The sequence below is a fragment of the Helicobacter trogontum genome (assembly GCF_000765905.2).
In the GTDB taxonomy this organism is placed as follows: domain Bacteria; phylum Campylobacterota; class Campylobacteria; order Campylobacterales; family Helicobacteraceae; genus Helicobacter_A; species Helicobacter_A trogontum.
Map to the genome: position 1 here is coordinate 27,786 of NZ_JRPL02000004.1, position 21,097 is coordinate 48,882.

Sequence of the window (21,097 nt, forward strand, 5' to 3'; positions counted from 1 at the left end):
ATTATAGGAGGCGGTATGATGCGGACTTTTCGATCAAAAGTGCTTTTTACTCTTTTTGTTTTTATTGTATGTAGTTTTGGTGGACTTTATTTCACTATTACAAATGGATTTAATAAAATGGCAGCAAAAGAGGGTAGAGAAATCGCACAAATGATTGGAAATTCTGTATTTCAAACCATACGTATGAGTATGAATATTGGTGTGCGAGAGATAATGGATTCAAGTATTGAGGAGGCAAATAAAATTGAAGGTATAGAATCCATTGCAATATACAGGGCAAAGAGTATTGATGAAATATGGGGTGAAAGGTATTCTCATGATATCCCTGCTAATATTCAAGAGGTATTTACAACAAAGAAGCAACATATTGATAGTGGTGAACGCAAAGGTAGCTTCACATTAAAAAAACCCCTCATTGCAAATGCAAGTTGCCTTGAATGTCATGCAAATGTGCAACAAGGCGATATACTTGGGGTACTAGATTTAAACATATCTTTAGATAGCATGTATGATCAAATTGATGAAACACAGCGATATTTGCTTCTCACAATGGTAGGTGCAGGGATTTTGGTTCTTATTGGCTTGTATATCTTTTTTGAAAAAGAGTTAGTAAAACCGCTTAATAATTTAAGAGATATGGCAAAAGATTTGACAGAGGGTGGAAGCGGTGATTTAACCAAGAGAATTGCAATTAAAAGTCAAGATGAAGTAGGTATCACTTCAACCTATGTAAATCGTTTTATAGAAACAATACAAAATACAATAGCGTTAAGTAAAGGTGTGAGTGAAGAGAATACTGCAACATGTCTCATGCTTTCAGAAGTTGCTGAAACATTATCAGAAAATGCTGACAAGCAATTTATCCTTGTTGATAAGGTTAATGAGCTAACACAAGAAGTAGGAAAGCAACTCGTTATCGTGGAACAAACCGCAAGTCATACAATCCATGACATTGATGAGACAGAAGCAACACTTATAGAATTTACAACAAAATTACAAGATTCTATCAATCTTATCACAGAACTTGCTAAAGATCAAGAAAGTGTTGTTGCACATGCTGATGATCTAACAAGACATGCAAATCACATCAGAGAAGTGGTCTCTATTATTAATGATATTTCCGATCAAACAAATGTATTAGCTCTAAATGCAGCGATTGAAGCAGCAAGAGCAGGTGAACATGGTAGAAGTTTTGCTGTTGTAGCAAATGAAGTAAAACAACTTGCAGAACGCACAAGAAAATCTCTAGGTGAAATTAGCAGTAATGTAAATCTTGTAACCCAAAGCATAAGCGATATGCAACATACAATTATTGATGTGGCAAACTCTATGAGAACAATCACAGATACAACAGAACCATTAATTACTCATGCAAACGATGCAAAAGATAAATTGCAGATTACAAAAAACAACTCGCTAAAACTCAAAGAGACAAACAATACAATTGTGCAAGGCACAAATGATTTAAGCGTGATGATGAATGATATGATGTCACATAGTAAAAGTACGCAAGCAATGGGATATAATATTAATGAAGCAGTAAGTGAAATGACACAAAAAGCACAATCGCTAGAAGATTCTATTTCAAAATTTAAGACTTGATATTATAATATTTCCCATTGGGTTCTTGTCATAACCTTATGCAATAAGCAGGAGAGTAGTATATGATTCTACAAATACTCTATATTATAGCAATCGTTTCAGAATCTATTACTGGTGCATTGGCAGCTGGTAAGTATCGAATGGATTTATTTGGCGTTTTGCTTATATCCTTGGTAACTGCTATTGGCGGTGGAACAATACGTGATATTTTATTTGATATGCACCCCATGACTTGGGTAAAGCATCCTGAATATGTCATTATCCTGTGTTTTTTTAGTATGCTTACTACTCGTATCCCTTATTTTTTTGCCAATATTAGTCGATTCTTTTTATTGCTTGATGCAATTGGGTTGATTGCTTTTAGCATTATTGGCGTTAATAAAGCATTAGAACATGATTTTGGTTTTGTGATTTGCGTTATAGCTGGGGTTGTAACTGGAATTTCAGGGGGAATTTTACGCGATATTTTATGCAATAAAATACCACTTGTTTTCCAAAAAGAACTCTATGCAAGTGTGTCCATTGTAGCATGCGTATTATACTATTGCCTTTATTCTTATACTTCTATACCTAATGATGTTGCAGTTATTATTACTTTAATTTTTGGCTTTTCATTCCGTATGATTGCTCTACATTATGAGCTTAGCCTACCTGTATTTTCATTTGATGAGACAAATTTACCCCATGATAAGCAAAAAGATACAGAAGGAATTTGTAAGCAAAAGCCCCTACTAAAGAACGCTGTATTAAAAGACTCAGATGAACCTAAAAAAGAGAATGTAGCACAACAAGACACTCAACTAAATACAAAAGAAGATAGATAACATAAAATTTAACTCTACAGAATAAACGTATAGAATTTAGAATGTGCCTAACTCCATTAAGTTCTAAAAATCTCTCTCACACATTTTAGAATATAGATTTTATAGCTTTCAAGCCTTTAGCTTATAGCCTTTTATATAACTTGCAAGGTTTTTCTATTTATAACAATAGCCATTTATATTGCTATGCAAGACGATCTTGTATACTACCAATCAGTATATTATCTTGTGTTTGTGTAATATGCACGTTATAATAACCAGCACCGCTATATTCACCATCATTTATAAGAATCTCGCCATCAATATCTTTTGCCCATCGCATATCTCTTGCACTATAAAAATGTGGGCTTAGCGTACTTTTACCCTCAATAATACAGGGAATATGAGTATCAAGCATTGCAGAAAAATGTTGCTTATCAATCTTTGCTAGAATCTTTTTTATTTTATTAATGCGTTGTGTGCGTATCTTTCTTGGAAGTTCATCAAGTATACCTGCTTTTGTATCCTCTTCTTTTGAATATTCAAATACATTTAGTCTATCAAAACGAAAAGATTCTAAAAAGTCGCAAAGTTCATCAAAATCGCTCTCAGATTCTGTTGGATAACCCACAATCACACTGCTACGTACAAAGCTATTTGGTATTTTTCTCATATATTCAAGCAGCTTCATCATATCTTTATGACTTCTTTGCATATGCGACAAGACAGATTTTGCACTATGTTGTATCGGCATATCATAATAATTTTGGAATATTTGTGAGTTTGCAATGCCATCTAGCAACTCTATATCCGTAGAACTTGGATATAGATAAAGGATTCTAGCACTCTTAATAGCCCCTTGTGCTTCTATAGCATTGATTAATTTTAAAAGTCCATCATTTATGCCTTTATCACGCAAAAATGAGCTTGTATCCTGTGCAATAAAGCTTATATCTTTATAACCTTCTTTTGCAAGAGACTCTATCTCACGCAATATGGAATCTATACTTCTACTCTGTAATTTTCCTTTAAAATTAGGAATGGCACAAAATGAGCATTGTTGATTGCAACCCTCACTAATTTTTACATATGCATGGATTTGTGAACCTGTAATAATTCTCTTTTCATCTTTCTGAAGATATACATTATTATTTATGACACCTTTTTTTTCTGCAATCATTGTATCTATTTTGTCATAATCGCTTACACCCGTAAGGATATCAATTTCTGGAATCATTTCTTTAATTTCTTTTGCATAACGTGCTACAAGACAACCGCTTGCAACCAATAATGCCCCCTTCTTACGTCCCTCCAATGCCTCAAATATATGTCCCAAGCTTTCCTTCTTTGCAGCTTCGATAAAGCCACAAGTGTTAATAATGATCACATCAGCGCTACTTAAATCCTGTGTGATTTCATAATCTTGTAATTTGCCCAACATAACTTCAGAATCTACGAGATTTTTAGAGCACCCAAGAGATACTACATGCAATTTTTTCATGACTATTATTCCTTTTATCAGTTTGCTTTTTACTTGTTTATCACATAATTCAAAAGAGAGTTTATAGCAAAATTTTATGAGATATGGCAAATATAAATAGTTTGCTACTGGCTTAATAAGCCAAAACAAAACCGATGTTAAATTATATATGCAGTATCTATAAATTAAACTAAAATTTAGATTCCTTATATAACTTTTTAAGCTTTTAGATTCTATAATTCACGTTTCTATTTTTACAAATTAATCCCCGATAAAAGTTTTGATCATAATAAAGAAGGTAATATGGAAACTTTAGATATTGTATTGATTGTATTTTTGTTATTGGTTGTCCTTATTGGTTTGGGTGGTTATATTTTCTTTGCCTATAAGAATAAGTAAGGAGTGATAATGTTGGTTCATATATGTTGCAGTGTCGATAGTCATTATTTCTTAAGTGAACTTCACAAAGCATATCCAGACGAGAAGCTCATAGGTTTTTTTTACAACCCGAATATACATCCAAAAGAAGAACATGATTTAAGACTGCAGGATGTAAGAAGGAGTTGCAATATGCTCAATATTCAACTCATAGAAGGTGAATATGATACACAAGTTTGGTTTAATAATGTAAAAGGCTTAGAAAATGAACCAGAAAAAGGAGATAGATGTAATGTGTGTTTTGACACAAGGCTTGTTAAAACCGCACAACTTGCAAAAGAAATGCAAATACAAAAATTTACCACAACGCTTTTAAGTAGCCCTATGAAAGAGCAGCAAGTCCTTTATAGACAAGGCGATGTAATCGCAGAAAAAAACGATTTAGAATTTATTAAGATTAATGTTAGGGCAAATGGTGGTGTCAATAAACAAAATGAACTTGCAAAAGAAGATAAGCTTTATAGGCAGAATTATTGCGGTTGCCAGTTTGCCCTAAAACAGCAAAGAAGTAAGCAAGACAAGATTGTCTTTGAGATGATGAGCAGTGTTGGCGGACAAATTATGCCAGCAAGCAATGAGTATAGAAAACTAACATTCAATCAAAGAGATATATTAGAAAAAGAGGGAAAGGGCTATATCTTAACACAACAGGAGAATTTAGCATGGCGACTTTTGCTAGGTAGAGCATGGCATAAAAAAGAGGTTATCCACTCATACATTATCGCTAGATCTAATTCCAAAAAGAAAGCAAAGAGCAGTAAAATAGTATGGACTAAACCAAAAATTGATAATTTTTACCAAATCTTTCAAACACAATTAAACTTGCTTTCAAGTAAAGAAAAGATTAGTTTACTTAGTCAAAAAGAGGAGCAATATGCACTCGATTCCAATCTCCTTGTGGGTTTTTCACAAAAAGATGATAGTGTGTTTATAGACATAAATACTTTGAACTTTTTCCTTAACACAGATTATAAAGATGTGATTGATATGATAAAAAATCCGCCAAAATACATACAAGAAATGCATCTAAGGTATGGATTATGTGGTATGGAAAGTATCAACCCCATCATTATTCTTGATACACAAATTCCACATGATGTTACTTTAGAGATACAAAGTGTATTTCAAAACGAGCGCAATTTTGTAGTATTTGAAGAAATGTAACAGGGCTTGTCTGATAATATTATAAAAACTGAGACATTTTTGTAGAAAAATGCCACATCTGTAATATTTTATGTGTATAAACTTAATTTTATATTATTGCTTTCATGTTATAATCTCATTTTACACTGATAATTATTGAAACTATGAGGAATAATATGGCAAGTACAAGTGTGTTTAATCTTAATCCACAAAAAACTACACATGATCTTAAAGTAACTCCACAAGATATTGATTTTCATGCTGAACTTAATACAAAAATGATTACACCACTATTATCTGGAGATGCATACCATATTGCCATAAAAGAGTTTGATCCACTTGCAAAAAGCCCTCTTTTAACACGTTATAATGAGTTTGGCTTAGCACAGGATCTTCAAAAGGGTTATCGCAATGAATACAATATTGTATTCTATCCTTATGTTGTGAGTTTTGATTTTCATTATGACAATATGTATTTGGAAAATCTTCGCACACTTTTTGCACAGCTTTCAGGTCAAACCTACTGCTCCAATGAAGTTATACGAAACTTAAAAGATTTGCGTCATTTTGATATGTCCTGCGTAGTGTTTGGTGATTTTGATCTAGAATATATAGAATATGAGGGTTGGTATGGAATTAAACATTTTTATCTTGATAATTTTCAAGCCATTCCACTTGAATATTCTCGCTTACTCGCACAAAAATTACATCGCATTTCATCATATCTCTACTTTTCGTTTATAGATTCTACACAAGAGCATATTGTTGGTGTGTATTCAGACTTTAGAGATTATAGCCTTGATTGCTACAATACAAAAATGGAAAGAAAGATTAGCCGTTTACTTGCCAACACAAAACGCACCACCTTTGCAACCTATCAGGTTGAGCCATTAAGCCCCATGGCTTTATCATATCGTCTGCGTTCATTCTTTCTTGTGCGAGAAAATGCAGTAGAAAACAATTATGCATTTATTATATTTTTAAGCGAAGAAGAAATAAGTCGTATTACAAATATCCGTGCGTATGCTAGGGCAGAATAGACTTTATAATGATATAAAACAGATTTCAAAAATGATTGTATTTGCTTACATTTCATATCAAATAATTACAAATCATATCATTATAAATCACACAGCAAGGAAGATGGGAACTAAACGATACAGGTTTAATATATAAACATGGATAAGCTGGGTAAAAATATTAAACTATCTAAAAGAATAGCCAAGCCTATATTTATTTTATTGCGCCATTATGTTGCATTGTGATGAAAAAGACTTGGTGTGTCATATTTAATTTTTCCAATATTGCCATAAGTGCTGCATAACTTGCACTCATATCATTTGTGCCTTGTGCCTTTGTTTTTTCAATATTAGTAAGATTGGTATAAAGTTCACGTATAGCTGGTAAGGCATCTGGATTTGGCTTTCTACGTACCGAGTAGTAACCAATAATGTTACCATGAGTATTAAATGAAGGTGTTACATTTGCATAAACCCAGTATTCCAATCCCTCTTTGTTTTTATTCAAAACAAAGGCATTAATTTCTTTGCCATTTTGTATCGTATCCCATAATATTTTAAAAATAATGCGTGGCATAAGTGGATGTCGTATGAGATTATGATTACGCCCTATAAGCTCTTCCTCATTGTATCCGCTAAACGCCATAAAATCAAAATTTGCATAGGTAATGCAACCGCGTAAATCCGTTTTTGAAGTGATAAGACTGCTTTTATGTAAAATAAGTTCATTACCATTTCTTTCTATTTCCAAAACTAATCCTTTTGTTTTATTTAGATAATTATAACGAATATGCAGTAAAATACACCTTATGACTCTAATTAATAAGGGCTGTTTTTGCAAGATCTTACAATACCGCAAAATTTTTTTGCAATTGCTTATAAACCACCAAATATTTCAAGCCTTACTTTCGCAAATGCACTCAAAAGAGGTTTTAAACAACTAGGCTTCCCTATTAAAAAAATAGGTTTCTCTGGCACACTTGATCCATTTGCGCATGGCATGTTGATACTTGGTATTAATGGATGTACAAAATTATTGCCACATATCAAAAAAGATTATAAAACTTATAGGGCAGTATTGTTTTTAGGTTTAGAGAGTAAAAGTCTTGATACTGAAAATGTTATAAAGATTCATAAAGTAAAACCATATAGCTATGCAGAAATATATAAGGCGGTAGAAGGTATAAAAGGGGTTATATCATATAAACCGCCAAAATTTAGTGCAAAACATATTAATGGTGTACGTGCCTATGAGCTTATGCGTAAGGGTGTTGATTTTGACATGCATACGATTACAACAGAAGTGAAAACTATAGAGATTTTAAATTATTCACATCCATTTTTAAGCTTTGAGGTATGTGTGAGTGAGGGTGGATATATCCGCAGCATAGGGGATATTATTGCTAAAAATTTGGGTGTATATGGGGGTTTATGTAGTTTGGAACGATTGGAAGAAGGGCAGTGGAATTATCATACTATGCTTAAAAGTTACACCACGAATAAACAAACTGATATCTTAGATTGCATAGAAGTGCCACTGCAGATACAGGGGATAGAGCAAAATGCAAAAGTTATACTTTTAGATATGAAAAATGCCTTAAAATATGATACAATTCGGCTTACAGAATATGCGAAGGTAGCATATAATGGTGCAAAGTTTATACTTAATCCCTCTTTGTGTGCGGAGATTTTTGGCGATATAATACATATAGAGAAGATAGATTCTGATCTATTGAAGCATGACTATATACAACAATCGCAAAATATACAAGCAACTCATTTAGAATTAGGGTGTCATAACAAGGAAGTTTGCCCAGATACCATACATAAAAAGTCTGTAAGTAAAATAGTGCTCGCAGATTTTGATACGCATTTTGGAATCATTGAAGTATTTCAAGATGGTAGGGTAAAATATATTTTAAATAGGATTGATAAATGTTGATTTTGTCCAGAAAACAGGAAGAGAGTGTTGTCATCGGGAATGATATCATTCTTAAGGTGGTAAGTATTGATAAAGGCAGTGTAAAGTTAGGTTTTGAAGCACCACCAAAAACACTTATTTTACGTGCAGAGCTTACTGAAGCTATCAGAAGTGAAAACGCAAAAGCTACAAACGATTCTGTGAATATGGATATGTTGGATGCTCTTGGTATGCAATTGAAGCTAAAGAGATCAAAAGAGATGAATGCAAAGGATAAATTTAAAAAAGAACAAAATAGTAAAAAATTATAGATTCTGTGGATTGTATATATCTATGTTTATCGGAATTTATGATTATATATGTTGTAGATTAGGATGTGGGGTTAGGTACATCTTCATGTAACCTTATGTGATATATTCTAGTGATATCGAGTGAGGGTATTTGTAATTTAATGCTTTAAGCTACATAGAGAAAATAATCTAAGATAAGATTTTGAGATTTATTTTCTACTATATTTTTAGATGTAAACAGATCTCTCTTTGTAGAATCTCTATATTTGGATCTTTTTGTCATTTGATACATAAAAGCCAAAATCAGATGATTGATATTGTTGAAATAAAAGCAATAAATTAGATTGCTTAGAGTTTCATAGACTTTTTCTTTGAAATGCAGATGATTTTCATACCTGTAAAACAATGGAATGTATGGGGATTTTTATATTTAAGACTAAGTTTTAATTGCATATAGAATATAAACAATGAACAACATATTTTAGAGATCTTTATCTTAAAAACTTCATAGCCTATTTATTTTAAATGGTAAAACCCAAACCCCACTATTACAACAACGTAAAAAAGTAGAGTTAGAAAAAATCAAAACAACATACATCCTAAAATAACACTCATATAAATTAGGCACTAATTTTTACCTACTCTATATATTTGCTTGTTTAGAGGCTATTTCTTTTGCTCTTTCTACTGCCTTGACACATGCGCGCGTAATATTACCTTGCACACTATTTTCATCACAAAATAAAAGTGCCTCTGCTGTCGTGCCACCTGGACTTGTTACTAAATCTTTTATTTCTTGCGGACTTTTTTCTTTTAATAATGCTGCCATACCTTCAAAAGTTTTTTGCACAAGTCTTTGGCTTGTTTCTAATTTTAAACCTTGTTTCACACCCGCATTTATAAGCCCCTGTGCAACCAAGGCTAAAAGTGCGGGACTACTGCCATTTGTTGCAATACTTGCAAATAGTTCTTCTTCACTCTCAACAAACTCACAATTCCCAAAACTTGACACAAATCGCATAATTTGAGTTTGAATATGTGCATTATTTTTTTCGTGTGCCTCCTGCATATTATGACTATCTATCATAAGATTTAGCACCTTGCCCACTTCTTTAATAGTTTGGTTTTTTGTAGCATGTTGTTGCCACAACACTGCACTTGAACTCAAATTATAACGTGCACCAACATTTGGCATAATGAGGGCATAGTGATAAGATTGGATATGATTATGTAAAACCCCTGCATTTATACCTGCTAAGACACTATAAACAATATGAGCACGCCCATGAAATATGAAAGAATCTAAATTATATGGTTTACAGGCAAGTAAAACCACTCTACCATCACACTCAATATCATATGTTGTCTCATAAATCACATCGTTCAAAAATTCACTACGACATGTTTGCATACTCTCTTGAAGCCATGCTTCTATCTTGCGAGGTGCTCTCCCTGCAATCACAATCTTTGTGATGTCAAGAAGTTCCTTAGATTGTCGTATTAACCCACCTAGGATTGCCTTTGCCATATTGCCATAACCTACAACGACTAACTCCATATCCTATCCTTTACTTAGCAATTTACATAGAATCATAACATATTTTTGTGTGCTTATTAAGATACAAATCGCTTGAACTTTTCACAGGACTTACATTATAACTCTACATTATAGTAAGTGTAAGCCAGAATGATGTCTGCTCAATGTCTCCCAATAGAGAACGGCTTGACTTGTTTTTTTCTTGTAGGATTGTGGTATCGAATAACCAGTCTCGATAGAAAAGTTTTTGTTACAAAAGGATACGAATGAAATTTATCAAAAAGATATTGTGGCTCAATAAAGCAAATCAAAGAGAGACCTATAATACAAGTTTATCGGACACGATCAACAATGAATATCCATCATTTTGTATAAGAGCGGCAAATAACGATACTGTATTCTCATCTTTTAGAACAAATCCCACGTATACAGAGATATTAGAGCATGTTGATGATAATATGGGGCGAAAATATCTTGATTTTATCCTACAAACAACATGTTTTACTGAAAAGGATTTTGAAACATTTCGGCAAAATGATTGGTATGGTGGAGCCAATATTCGCTATTACGAAGAAGTAGGCTATATGTCTCCATCAACTCTACGTTATATTAAAGTTTTAGCAGATTTAATAGAATATTTTGGTGATTTACACGATAAAGATATTTGCGAACTTGGCGTGGGATATGGTGGACAAGCACGCATTATTATGTCAATGTTTAATGTAAGAAGTTACACCTTTATAGACTTAGATTCTGCTTTATCGCTCAGCAAGAAATACTTGTCGCACTTTAAGGGGATAGAAAATAAGCTACGTTTTATATGTATGGAAGACCTAGAAGTAAGAGAATACGACCTCTTCCTAAGCAACTATGCCTTTAGTGAACTAAGGCGAAATATACAAGATATATATGCTGAGAAAGTTATTAAAGGTGCTAAACATGGGTACATTACATTTAACAATATTGAACCAAAAAACTTTAACTATCCATTAGAGCAATATGACACACTATTAAATAAACCTATACATATAGCAGATGAGATTCCAAATAGTCATCCGTTCAATAAGATCCTCACATGGTAAAGCTCTTACAAACTACAAAGATAATAACCTTATCACTTATTAAAGCTTTTTATTAGACATAAACACAAAATATAACAATGCTATACAAAAACAAAAGCGGTAAAAAAGCTTTAATTCCTCTAAAAGATTGCAATTACACAATCATAGACACATTTGATATATGCATAAGCACAACAACACAACTATATAATGCTAAAACAAAAAATATAATATATCTCTATTTTTGTATATAGAACAAAAAGATAAAGAAAAATCCAATTAGCTCTATATTTTTGCAGCCTGCAACTACTCAATTCAAGGATAAGAAATGATCTGCTATATAAAAACCTGAATTAATATTTAAGAATACAAATCATCATTTTTATGTTTAACTTTTATTCTGCCTAGATATTTAAAATAATGCTTAATAGTAAGGTTTTGAAGTGTAAGACACATGGGCATAAAAATAGGATTTATGCAAAATTGATAAAAACTGCTAGGAACCTAAAATCAGATCCTTTCATATTATCCCTTATAAGTTTGCCTTATATTTAATACATTTTCTCCAGCAGTCTATCTTTATGCATAAGAACCTATAGAGATTCACACTTGATTAAATCTCTATATTACTATTAAAACTTATGCTTCTTAGAATCTTCAACAATATCATGAACAATGCTTTGCATACTTTGTGCAATCACATCGGTTTGATTAGCAATAGCAGCATTTTCTTGCGTGATAGCTTCTAGCTGATTAGTAATATCCCTAATATGTGCTATACCTTGCGTTTGATCTTTGATTGATTGCGACATATCATTGACTGATTGTATAAGTGCATTAGCATTTTGTTCTATCTCACCCAAGGATTTATTGGTACGTTCAGCTAGGTTTCTCACTTCATCAGCAACAACTGCAAAACCTCTGCCATGCTCCCCTGCCCTTGCTGCCTCAATTGCCGCATTTAATGCTAACAGATTGGTTTGATCAGCTATATCTTTAATAATATTAATCACAGATTTAATCTCATCAGCCTCTCTTGTCAGCTCACCCATAGAATCTTCAATGAGTTGCATAGAAGAGTTAATATTCTCAACAGATTTTGTATTCTCTTGCAACGAAGTAACTTGTGATTGTGATGTTGCAATAAGATTTTGCACCATGCTAAATAGTTGATCTGCATTGCCGCCAAGTTGCTTTGCAATCTCGCTAGAATTACCAAGCATTGTGCTGATACTTGTTCCTAGGTGATTAACATTTGTTGCCATCTCTAATATTTTTCCTTCTAGACCATCGACATTTGCCCGTGTTGTATAATCGTTGTTAGCATAAATATCTAGCATATTAGATATCTTTGTAAGATGTAAGTCAAGGATTTTGAATAAATCATTAAATATATTCTTCAATTCATTCAAATGAGGCGAAGAAGCACTAGCAGTGATTTGATTTGCAAAATTACCATGTCGAGCTTCATTTGCCACACATAATACCTCATCAATAAATCGATTATCTTCTTCCAATTCTTTATGTATTAACAAGATATTCTCATTTATTTCTTTTGCCATCTTTCCTAATTCATCATTGGAATTCACTTTGATTAATGGCGCATTATCGCTTTGATGATTAATATATGCAAAAAAGCTTTGCAACCCTTGAGAGATTGTGCCAATTGGTGTTAAGAGCTTTTGAATCACAATATAAACAACCAATATCATAATAAGCCCTATAATCACTGACATAAGGATTCTCATCTCCAATCCTTTTCGTGCATGAGCGATAATATTATCCATACTTTCACCAACACAGATAGAATAACGTATGTTATTCTCATTGACGTGGCGACATACCCCAAGTCGCTCAGATCCGCTCAAGGAAGTGTAGGTAAATGGCGTCATATCTCCTGCTTCAAGTGCATGTTTATAATAATTCTTTAAACCCTCTGTTGTATTAAATAACTTCATTCCTTTATCGGTTGATACAAATATAGATTGCTCTGAGTCAAATCCAAAGATTCTAGTAGGCATCTTATCAAACTGACTTTGCAAGTTTGATAGTGGTGTATCAATCGATAGCACTCCCAAAACTCTGCCATTTTTCACCAATGGGATAGAAAATGTAAAGGTTGGGAGCTTACTTACAAAGTCCTCATATGCAGACGTCATAATCGCTGAATTACTTTGAACTGCACTTTTATACCAATCTCTTGTTCGCGAATCATAGTCTTCTACTTTACCTGTACCTTTCCCATACCTCCTAAAAGGCACTCGTTCTGCATCAGATTCTATATCACTTACAATCATGCTGCCATCTGCCAAGCCCACATACGCAGCCAAATGTGCCCCACCAAGTTTAAATCCAAATAAAAGCGGTCCTACATTTTTTACCAATGCTTCTGTAGATTCTAGCTTTTCTTCAGGAAGTGAAAGAATATGCTTTGCCATAAGCTCTAATGAGTCTATCCTATCTTGACTAAACATCTGTGTAGTAAGACTTGCCATCCGCACATAATCCACTTCCGCCTCTATAGCCTTCTCTAAGAGGTTGTTTTTATTTGAAATCATATTGATTATTTGCTGCACACCCAACCCAACAAGCACTAGCAACATAACAATAAACGACACTTTCGATTTTATACTTCTCATATTACTCCTTCTAATGTAAAAAAACACGTGCGATAATAACAAAAAAAACAAATAATATGGTATAATTCTCAAACTTGCAATATCATAATATTTTATATAATTTTAACCTATTTATTACAATAATTTTAAGATATCTTTAAAGAATATGTAGCACTATCTGAATTAAAATCAAGACTCTATAAGAGATTACGTCGATAATAATGCTCTAATTTTGAAAATATAAAGCTCAAAGGTAATAACACAATTAAATAAGCAGCAATAAGCAGAAAAAGAGCTTCATTTGTCTGTCCATAGTTGCTAATCACTTCCTTTGCGATCGACATTAAATCTTGCAAGGCAATAACGCCAACAATAGAGGTTTCTTTAATCAAAAACAATACATTAGCACAAATTGATGGTATGCTTAAAGGTATACTTTGTGGAAAAATTACATAACGCAAAATCTGTATACGACTAAAACCTAATGATAAAGCAGATTCTATTTGTGAAACTCGCACAGATTCTAAACCTAAGCGAAAAGATTCCGCCATATAACTACCACCTAGAAAAATCACACCAATAACTGCACACCAAAAATTTGGAATCTCAATCCAATAAGACAATCCAAAATAAAGAAAAAACAAATGTATAATAAGCGGTGTGTTACGCGATATTTCTATATATATACGCGTTATCCATACAAATGGTCGTATTTGATAGTAAAGCACAAGAGAGGCAATAAAACCAAGCAGTATTGCTCCACAAATCCCATAACATGAAATTTCTAGTGTGAGAAGCAATGCACGCCAAAATAATGGCAATATACTCACAATAAAATCTATATCCAAAAAATCATTAAAATTCATTATATCCATTATATTTAGATTCCAAAAAAGTGTAATTATATATTTCAGAATAAAGCAGTGTATATTAAAAGTGTTAAGTAACTTTTAATATTTCTAAAGTGTTTCATGAGAGGTTTAGAAAACTTACAACTAAAGTTAAAAAACCCATAAGTTACCATGTAACTTGCAATAATGATTTCACCCTATGACAAAACACAATCATAAATATGTCTCAAAGCTTTTGTAATACAAATTATATGCTTCCTGTAGGGATATAGCAATATCGTTGATTTTAATGCAATCGTTACTAGTTATATCTGTAATTTGCGTATATTTATGTGTTACTTTACCAATGACACACAAGGAAAGTCCATTACGTTTTGCCAATATTGAGAGCGCTTGTGCCGATTCTATATTTGGAGTTTCACAGATTACTTGTGTATGATTTTCACTAAAAAGCATAAGTTTACTAGAAGGAGAATGAGAGAATATAGACATATAATCTCTGGAATCTTTCATAAGATTTTCATAATTTGCAAAATCTTTAGCTAAAGTTGCCTGTATAGCATCAGTTAAGACTTCAATGCTTGCCTTTCCTACAACAGCCATCTTGCAAAGAGCAGTTGCAAGCCCTCCTTGTGCTATATCTTTTGCACTTATAATATGCCCTTGTGCTACACTCTCCCTTAAAGTCTCCCAAAGTTTTAATTCAGATTCTAAATCTATATCATGCAATACACCGCTATTTTTTGCACCGACCACTTTTTGCAATATACTACCGCTAAGGCATAACTCCCTATTTACAACGCCCAATACGCAAATATATGAATCTCTTGCGATAAAATGACTACTAATTGCCTTATTAGAATCCTCTAAAAGTCCGACACATACAATACTTGGTGTCGGATATATTGCTTCATCATTTGTTTGATTATAAAGCGAGACATTTCCACTTACAACGGGTGTTTGCAAGGTTTTACATGCTTCCTTAATGCCTTCACAAGATTCTTTGAACTGCCACATAACTTCTGGATTTTCTGGACTACCAAAGTTGAGACAATCAGTAATTGCCAAAGGTTTTGCCCCACTTAGTGCAACATCTCTTCCAGCCTGTGCTACAGCTATCTTAGCTCCAATTTTTGGATCCAAGTAGCAATATCTTACATTGCATTTTACACTAACTGCAATGGCTTTTTTCGAGTTATAATTATGTAAAGCCACGATGCTAGATGATAGCATCCCTGCCCCTTTAATGGTACTTGCTTTAATACTATCATCATACTGATTATAAATCCATGACTTATCGCATATATCAAGGCTTTTTAAGATCTCTCTTGTAAGTATATTAAGATTAGCACTATCATATTGCATAGTGTCTATCTGTTCTGTATTAAGTTGATCTTGCAAGAATTTGTTAGTAATTTTTAAGTCTAACATGCTACAAGATTCCAAGTATTTTGGCTTTTGTGTGGGGCGATTAAGCATGGGTGCGTTTTCTACAATGGGTGCAATGGGTAAGGTAGCACACATATCACCATGCCAAAATAATTCCATTTTCCCGGTATTACGCACCTCTCCAACAATCTCTGCACTCAATTCATATTTTGCAAAAATAGTCTTTATTTCCTCTTCTGCTCCCCTTTTTGCACAAAGCAACATACGCTCTTGCGATTCTGATAACATTAACTCATAAGGTGTCATACCGCTTTCACGCATAGGAATCTTATCAAGCCACATAACCATGCCACTACCGCTTCTACTTGCCATTTCAAAGCTTGAGCTTGTAAGCCCTGCTGCACCCATATCTTGAATACCCACAATAAGATCTTTTTGAAACACTTCAAGACATGCTTCTAAAAGTGATTTTTCTACAAATGGGTCACCAATTTGCACTGTTGGTCGCAGTGCCTTGCTCGTGGAATCAAAGCTATCGCTGCTCATCACAGCCCCACCTAGCCCATCTCTTCCTGTCTTACTCCCAACATACATGATAGGGTTGCCCTCACCACTTGCCTTTCCATAAAAAATCTCATCTTGCTTTGCAATACCCAAACTAAAAGCATTCACAAGGATATTACCATTATAACAAGATTCAAAGCTTGTCTCACCGCCAATAGTTGGTATCCCCATACAATTGCCATAATGCCCAATACCTTCTACTACACCATGCAACAAATGGATATGCTTTTTCTTCATTTTAGAATCTATAATATTACCAAAGCGGATACTATTAAGATTTATTATCGGATTTGCACCCATTGTAAAAATATCACGCAAAATTCCACCAACACCTGTCGCAGCTCCCGCATTTGGTTCAATAAAACTTGGGTGATTATGCGATTCTATCTTAAAGACAGCAGCTAGATTATCCCCTATATCAATAACCCCTGCATTTTCCCCTGGACCTTGTAATACCCAACTAGCCTCTGTTGGAAAACCTTTTAAATATATCTTGCTTGATTTATAACTGCAATGCTCACTCCACATCGCAGAAAAAATTCCAAGCTCAATTAAATTTGGCTCTCGTTCTAAAATTGCCGTAATCTTTTCATAATCATTAGAATCCAATTTGTGTTTTTTTAAAACAGCATTTAAATGTTCTTGCTTAATGCTCCATTCACCCATATTTATTCCTTTTTGAAAATGCAAATATTTATCAAAAATAAAAATAGCGATTCTAACCAAAGTTTGCAAGGAAATAGATATATCAAATTATATTTTTTTTAGTTTTTAGAAAATTTTTAATCATTTTTTGACTTTTTTTTGACTACAATATAAGCATAACCTTTTTACATTTAAATGGAGTTCATAGTAATGAAGTATATTAAATTCTTTAAAGAGTTGAATAACAGGGATGTGCCCCTTGTTGGTGGTAAGAACGCAAGTATTGGTGAAATGTTTCAGGAGCTTGTCCCTGTTGGCATTAAAGTTCCAGATGGTTTTGCAATCACAAGTGACGCATATTGGTATTTGCTTAGAAGTGGTGGCATTGAGGATAAGATCAAAGATCTTTTAAGAGATATTGATTATACAGAAATGGATGTATTACGTAATCGTTGCAGCAAGATTAGAGAGCTTATTTTCAGCACTCCATTGCCTCAAGACTTAAAGGATGAAATTTTTCAAGCCTATGATATGTTGAGTCAAGAGTACAATATGGCAGAAGCAGATGTTGCTGTCCGCAGTTCTGCTACAGCTGAAGACTTGCCAGATGCAAGTTTTGCAGGGCAACAAGACACATATTTAAGTGTTAAGGGTAAGACAGATTTAGTGCACTATATTAAGTCGTGTTTTGCTTCACTTTTTACACATCGTGCTACAAGCTATCGTGCAAGTAAGAATTTTGATCACTTCAAAGTTGCTTTGAGTGTTGGTGTGCAAAAAATGGTGCGTTCAGATAAGGGTGCAGCAGGAGTTATGTTTAGTATTGATACAGAAACTGGGTTTAAAGATGCAGTCTTTATCACTTCATCATGGGGGCTTGGTGAAAATGTAGTTGGTGGTACTGTAAATCCAGATGAATTTTATGTATTTAAACCAACATTAAAAGAAGGAAAGCGACCTATCCTCAAACGCAAACTTGGCACAAAAGATGTAAAAATGGTATATGCTCCAGCAGGTAGTGAAAAGCCAACAATGAATGTGAAAACAACACATCAAGAAATGGAAACATTCTCAATTACTGATGAAGACGTCTTAACACTCGCAAAATATGCTATAAGTATCGAAGAGCATTACACAAAAGAAGCAGGCGAATATCGTCCTATGGATATGGAGTGGGCAAAAGATGGACAAAGTGGAGAGATTTTTATCGTACAAGCACGCCCAGAAACAGTGCAAAGTCAAAAAACAAAGAGTGGCGCAAAGATTGAAAAATTTCATTTCAAAAATCCAGAAGAAGAACGTGAAGTTGTCTTAAGGGGTATGGCAATTGGCACAAAAATTGGTAATGGTAAAGTAAGAATTATCAATAATATAGAACATATGAACACATTTAAAGAAGGTGAGATTTTAGTTACTGATAATACCGATCCAGATTGGGAACCAGTAATGAAAAAAGCTGCTGCAGTCATCACAAATCGCGGTGGCAGAACTTGTCATGCTGCTATCGTTGCACGTGAAATTGGTGTACCAACAATCGTAGGAGCACATGGTGCTACTGAAAGACTATACACAGGAATGGAAGTAACAGCCTCATGTAGTGAAGGTGAGGAGGGGCGCGTATATGCAGGAATACACCCTTATGAAATAGAAACCATATCTCTAGATCATCTTGGTAAAACGAAAACAAAAATTTACATGAATGTTGGTGATCCTGCGAAAGCATTTGGCTTTGCACAGATTCCCAATCATGGTGTTGGTTTGGCTCGTATGGAGCATATTATCTTACACCAGATTGTAGCACACCCTTTAGCACTACTAGATTTACAAAACGATAAACCAATACACAACCATGATGAAGTATCAAAGCTTATACATGGCTATGATAACCCTAAAGACTTTTTCATTAAGAAGATTGCCGAAGGTATGGGTATGATTGCTGCAGCTTTTTATCCAAATCCAGTCATTGTTCGCACAAGCGATTTTAAAAGTAATGAGTATCGCGGTATGGTTTCAGGGGAGCATTACGAACCTCAAGAGGAGAATCCTATGCTTGGCTATCGTGGTGCAAGTCGATATTATTCTGAACAATATCGCACAGCATTTGAATGGGAATGTCAAGCTTTAGCTATGGTGCGTGATGATATGGGACTGACGAATATGAAAATCATGATTCCATTTTTACGTACACCTGAAGAGGGAAAAAAGGTGCTCGAGATTATGAGGCGAAATGGATTAGAATCTGGTAAAAATGGGTTAGAAATCTATGTTATGTGTGAATTGCCAGTTAACATTATTTTGGCTGATGATTTCTTAAGTATGTTTGATGGCTATTCTATTGGATCAAACGATCTGACACAACTCACATTGGGTGTAGATAGAGATGGTGATTTAGTAAGTCATATATTTGATGAGAGGAATCCTGCTATGCTTGAAATGTTTAAACAAGCAATACAAGCATGTAAGAAACATGGCAAATATTGTGGAATCTGCGGTCAAGCACCAAGTGATTATCCAGAAGTCGCAGAGTTTTTGGTGCAACAGGGTATTAGCTCTATTTCACTGAATCCAGATTCTGTTGTGAAAACTTGGGAACGTATAGAAAAGCTTGAAAAAGCGATGCAAAAATAAAGGGACATACAATGAAGAAACAAAAACCTAAAAGTTATTTACGAAAAATTTCTGATGCGGCTATTTTAGGTGGTATGAGTGCGGTATTAGTTGCGGGATTACTTGGCTGTGATAATGGTTCAAATGATACGAATACAGCACAGCAAGTAAGCAAAAAGCAAGGTGTCACTGTTATCCTGCAAGAAGAGGCTGATGGTAGTTACAAGATCGTTGATGAACAGCCAAGTAATGATGGTGATACAACAATTATTGTCAAAGATACCGCAGGTAACAAAAGAATATTAAGCAAGGAAGAAGTAGATGCGCTAGTCGCTGAAGAAGCAAAGAAAATTGATAATGGTACCAGTACACTTACAAGTAGTGATGGTGGTGGGCTTGGCATTGGTGGGGCTATCCTTGCAAGTGCGGCTGGAGCTTTAATAGGAAGTTATATAGGTAATAAATTATTTAATAACGCAAATTATAAAGCAAATGCACAAAGGGGCTATAGCTCACCATCAGCATACCAACGATCACAAGCCAGCTCTACAAGAGCAACCACAGGCAGCAGTACAACAACCACAAAAGCAACGCCACAGAATGCAAAAAGTGGCTTTTTTGGTGGAAACACCAGTTCAACTGCAACCTCTTAAATCTTATATACTCTCCCACATTTGTTTTTCAAGTTTTAAAGTATCATATCATGCTTAAACAAGTGTGGGGTGGTGCCTTCAAAGTTACATGATTTCTAGATTCTATATTTCAACTCCTTTAAGTAGATCATATAAAAGCCACAACTTTTAGACTTTTAGATATCCAAGATGATAAAACTTGCAATAACAAGGAAATTATTGTGTAACTTAAAGGTAAAATTGCTTAGTTAAATATCCAATATAAGTAGAGTTCTTACTTACTTCCCATAAAATATTACTACATGTTATTAAGTAATCTTGTAGGCATGATATATTGAATAAAGATTATTATGTATTAGGAAAGTATAAGCATATTAATACATGGTATTTCGTTACAAAATCTTAGATATAGTAGGCATCAATTTTACTTATTTGCAGCCACTTATATATTGCTTACAAGGATGTGATTTAATCTAATCCTCACACCAACACCTACTGCA

The 21,097-nt window shown here is 33.8% G+C and carries 15 protein-coding genes; 9 read left to right on the forward strand and 6 right to left on the reverse strand.

Annotation, left to right across the window (positions count from 1 at the left end; genetic code table 11):
• The first annotated feature begins 15 nt into the window (after positions 1-15).
• Both LS81_RS02715 and LS81_RS02720 read left to right on the forward strand, forming a co-directional pair.
• On the forward strand, positions 16-1,602 hold the full coding sequence (locus LS81_RS02715; protein WP_034346790.1) for a methyl-accepting chemotaxis protein: 1,587 nt from the start codon (positions 16-18) through the stop codon (positions 1,600-1,602).
• Positions 1,603-1,664: 62 nt separating this feature from the next.
• Positions 1,665-2,426 (forward strand): trimeric intracellular cation channel family protein, encoded by a 762-nt coding sequence (locus tag LS81_RS02720; protein WP_034346792.1) that lies wholly within the window; start codon positions 1,665-1,667, stop codon positions 2,424-2,426.
• Positions 2,427-2,607: 181 nt separating this feature from the next.
• On the opposite strand, the gene rimO is transcribed toward LS81_RS02720, so the two are convergent.
• Positions 2,608-3,903, reverse strand: a complete 1,296-nt coding sequence (gene rimO, locus LS81_RS02725) for a 30S ribosomal protein S12 methylthiotransferase RimO (RefSeq protein WP_034346794.1) — start codon at positions 3,901-3,903, stop codon at positions 2,608-2,610.
• 387 nt (positions 3,904-4,290) lie between these two features.
• On the opposite strand from rimO, the gene LS81_RS02730 reads away from it, so the two are divergent.
• Together LS81_RS02730 and LS81_RS02735 are read left to right on the forward strand one after the other, a co-directional pair.
• Positions 4,291-5,484, forward strand: a complete 1,194-nt coding sequence (locus LS81_RS02730; RefSeq protein WP_034346796.1) for an epoxyqueuosine reductase QueH — start codon at positions 4,291-4,293, stop codon at positions 5,482-5,484.
• Between the two features lie 155 nt (positions 5,485-5,639).
• Positions 5,640-6,503, forward strand: coding sequence for a hypothetical protein (locus tag LS81_RS02735; RefSeq protein WP_034319919.1), 864 nt, complete (start codon positions 5,640-5,642; stop codon positions 6,501-6,503).
• A 193-nt stretch (positions 6,504-6,696) separates the two neighbouring features.
• Here the strand turns inward: LS81_RS02735 and LS81_RS02740 are convergent, their stop codons facing one another.
• The gene (locus tag LS81_RS02740) at positions 6,697-7,233 is read right to left on the reverse strand and encodes a PAS domain-containing protein (RefSeq protein WP_034346797.1); all 537 of its coding nucleotides are present in this window, start codon (positions 7,231-7,233) and stop codon (positions 6,697-6,699) included.
• 84 nt (positions 7,234-7,317) lie between these two features.
• Here LS81_RS02740 and LS81_RS02745 point away from each other — a divergent pair, with 84 nt between their 5' ends.
• Positions 7,318-8,424: a pseudouridine synthase family protein gene (locus LS81_RS02745; protein ID WP_052096570.1), complete on the forward strand. Its 1,107-nt coding sequence runs from the start codon at positions 7,318-7,320 to the stop codon at positions 8,422-8,424.
• A complete protein-coding gene (csrA, locus tag LS81_RS02750; RefSeq protein WP_034346799.1) occupies positions 8,418-8,714 on the forward strand; it encodes a carbon storage regulator CsrA in 297 nt (98 codons plus the stop codon). The genes LS81_RS02745 and csrA overlap by 7 nt, the downstream gene beginning before the upstream one ends.
• 622 nt (positions 8,715-9,336) lie before the next feature.
• Here the strand turns inward: csrA and LS81_RS02755 are convergent.
• Positions 9,337-10,251, reverse strand: a complete 915-nt coding sequence (locus LS81_RS02755) for a pyrroline-5-carboxylate reductase dimerization domain-containing protein (protein ID WP_034346800.1) — start codon at positions 10,249-10,251, stop codon at positions 9,337-9,339.
• Positions 10,252-10,496: 245 nt separating this feature from the next.
• On the opposite strand from LS81_RS02755, the gene LS81_RS11830 reads away from it, so the two are divergent.
• The gene (locus tag LS81_RS11830; protein ID WP_034346802.1) at positions 10,497-11,312 is read left to right on the forward strand and encodes a putative sugar O-methyltransferase; all 816 of its coding nucleotides are present in this window, start codon (positions 10,497-10,499) and stop codon (positions 11,310-11,312) included.
• Between the two features lie 611 nt (positions 11,313-11,923).
• Here LS81_RS11830 and LS81_RS02765 read toward each other — a convergent pair.
• The 3 genes from LS81_RS02765 to purL form a co-directional block, all read right to left on the reverse strand.
• A complete protein-coding gene (locus LS81_RS02765) occupies positions 11,924-13,930 on the reverse strand; it encodes a methyl-accepting chemotaxis protein (protein WP_034346803.1) in 2,007 nt (668 codons plus the stop codon).
• Positions 13,931-14,106: 176 nt separating this feature from the next.
• The gene (locus tag LS81_RS02770) at positions 14,107-14,775 is read right to left on the reverse strand and encodes an amino acid ABC transporter permease (protein ID WP_199769752.1); all 669 of its coding nucleotides are present in this window, start codon (positions 14,773-14,775) and stop codon (positions 14,107-14,109) included.
• Between the two features lie 198 nt (positions 14,776-14,973).
• A complete protein-coding gene (gene purL, locus LS81_RS02775) occupies positions 14,974-17,379 on the reverse strand; it encodes a phosphoribosylformylglycinamidine synthase subunit PurL (RefSeq protein WP_034346806.1) in 2,406 nt (801 codons plus the stop codon).
• A 189-nt stretch (positions 17,380-17,568) separates the two neighbouring features.
• Here purL and ppsA point away from each other — a divergent pair, with 189 nt between their 5' ends.
• On the forward strand, positions 17,569-19,986 hold the full coding sequence (ppsA, locus tag LS81_RS02780) for a pyruvate, water dikinase (protein WP_034346808.1): 2,418 nt from the start codon (positions 17,569-17,571) through the stop codon (positions 19,984-19,986).
• Between the two features lie 11 nt (positions 19,987-19,997).
• Positions 19,998-20,618 (forward strand): UPF0323 family lipoprotein, encoded by a 621-nt coding sequence (locus LS81_RS02785; RefSeq protein WP_034346809.1) that lies wholly within the window; start codon positions 19,998-20,000, stop codon positions 20,616-20,618.
• Positions 20,619-21,097 lie beyond the last annotated feature (479 nt).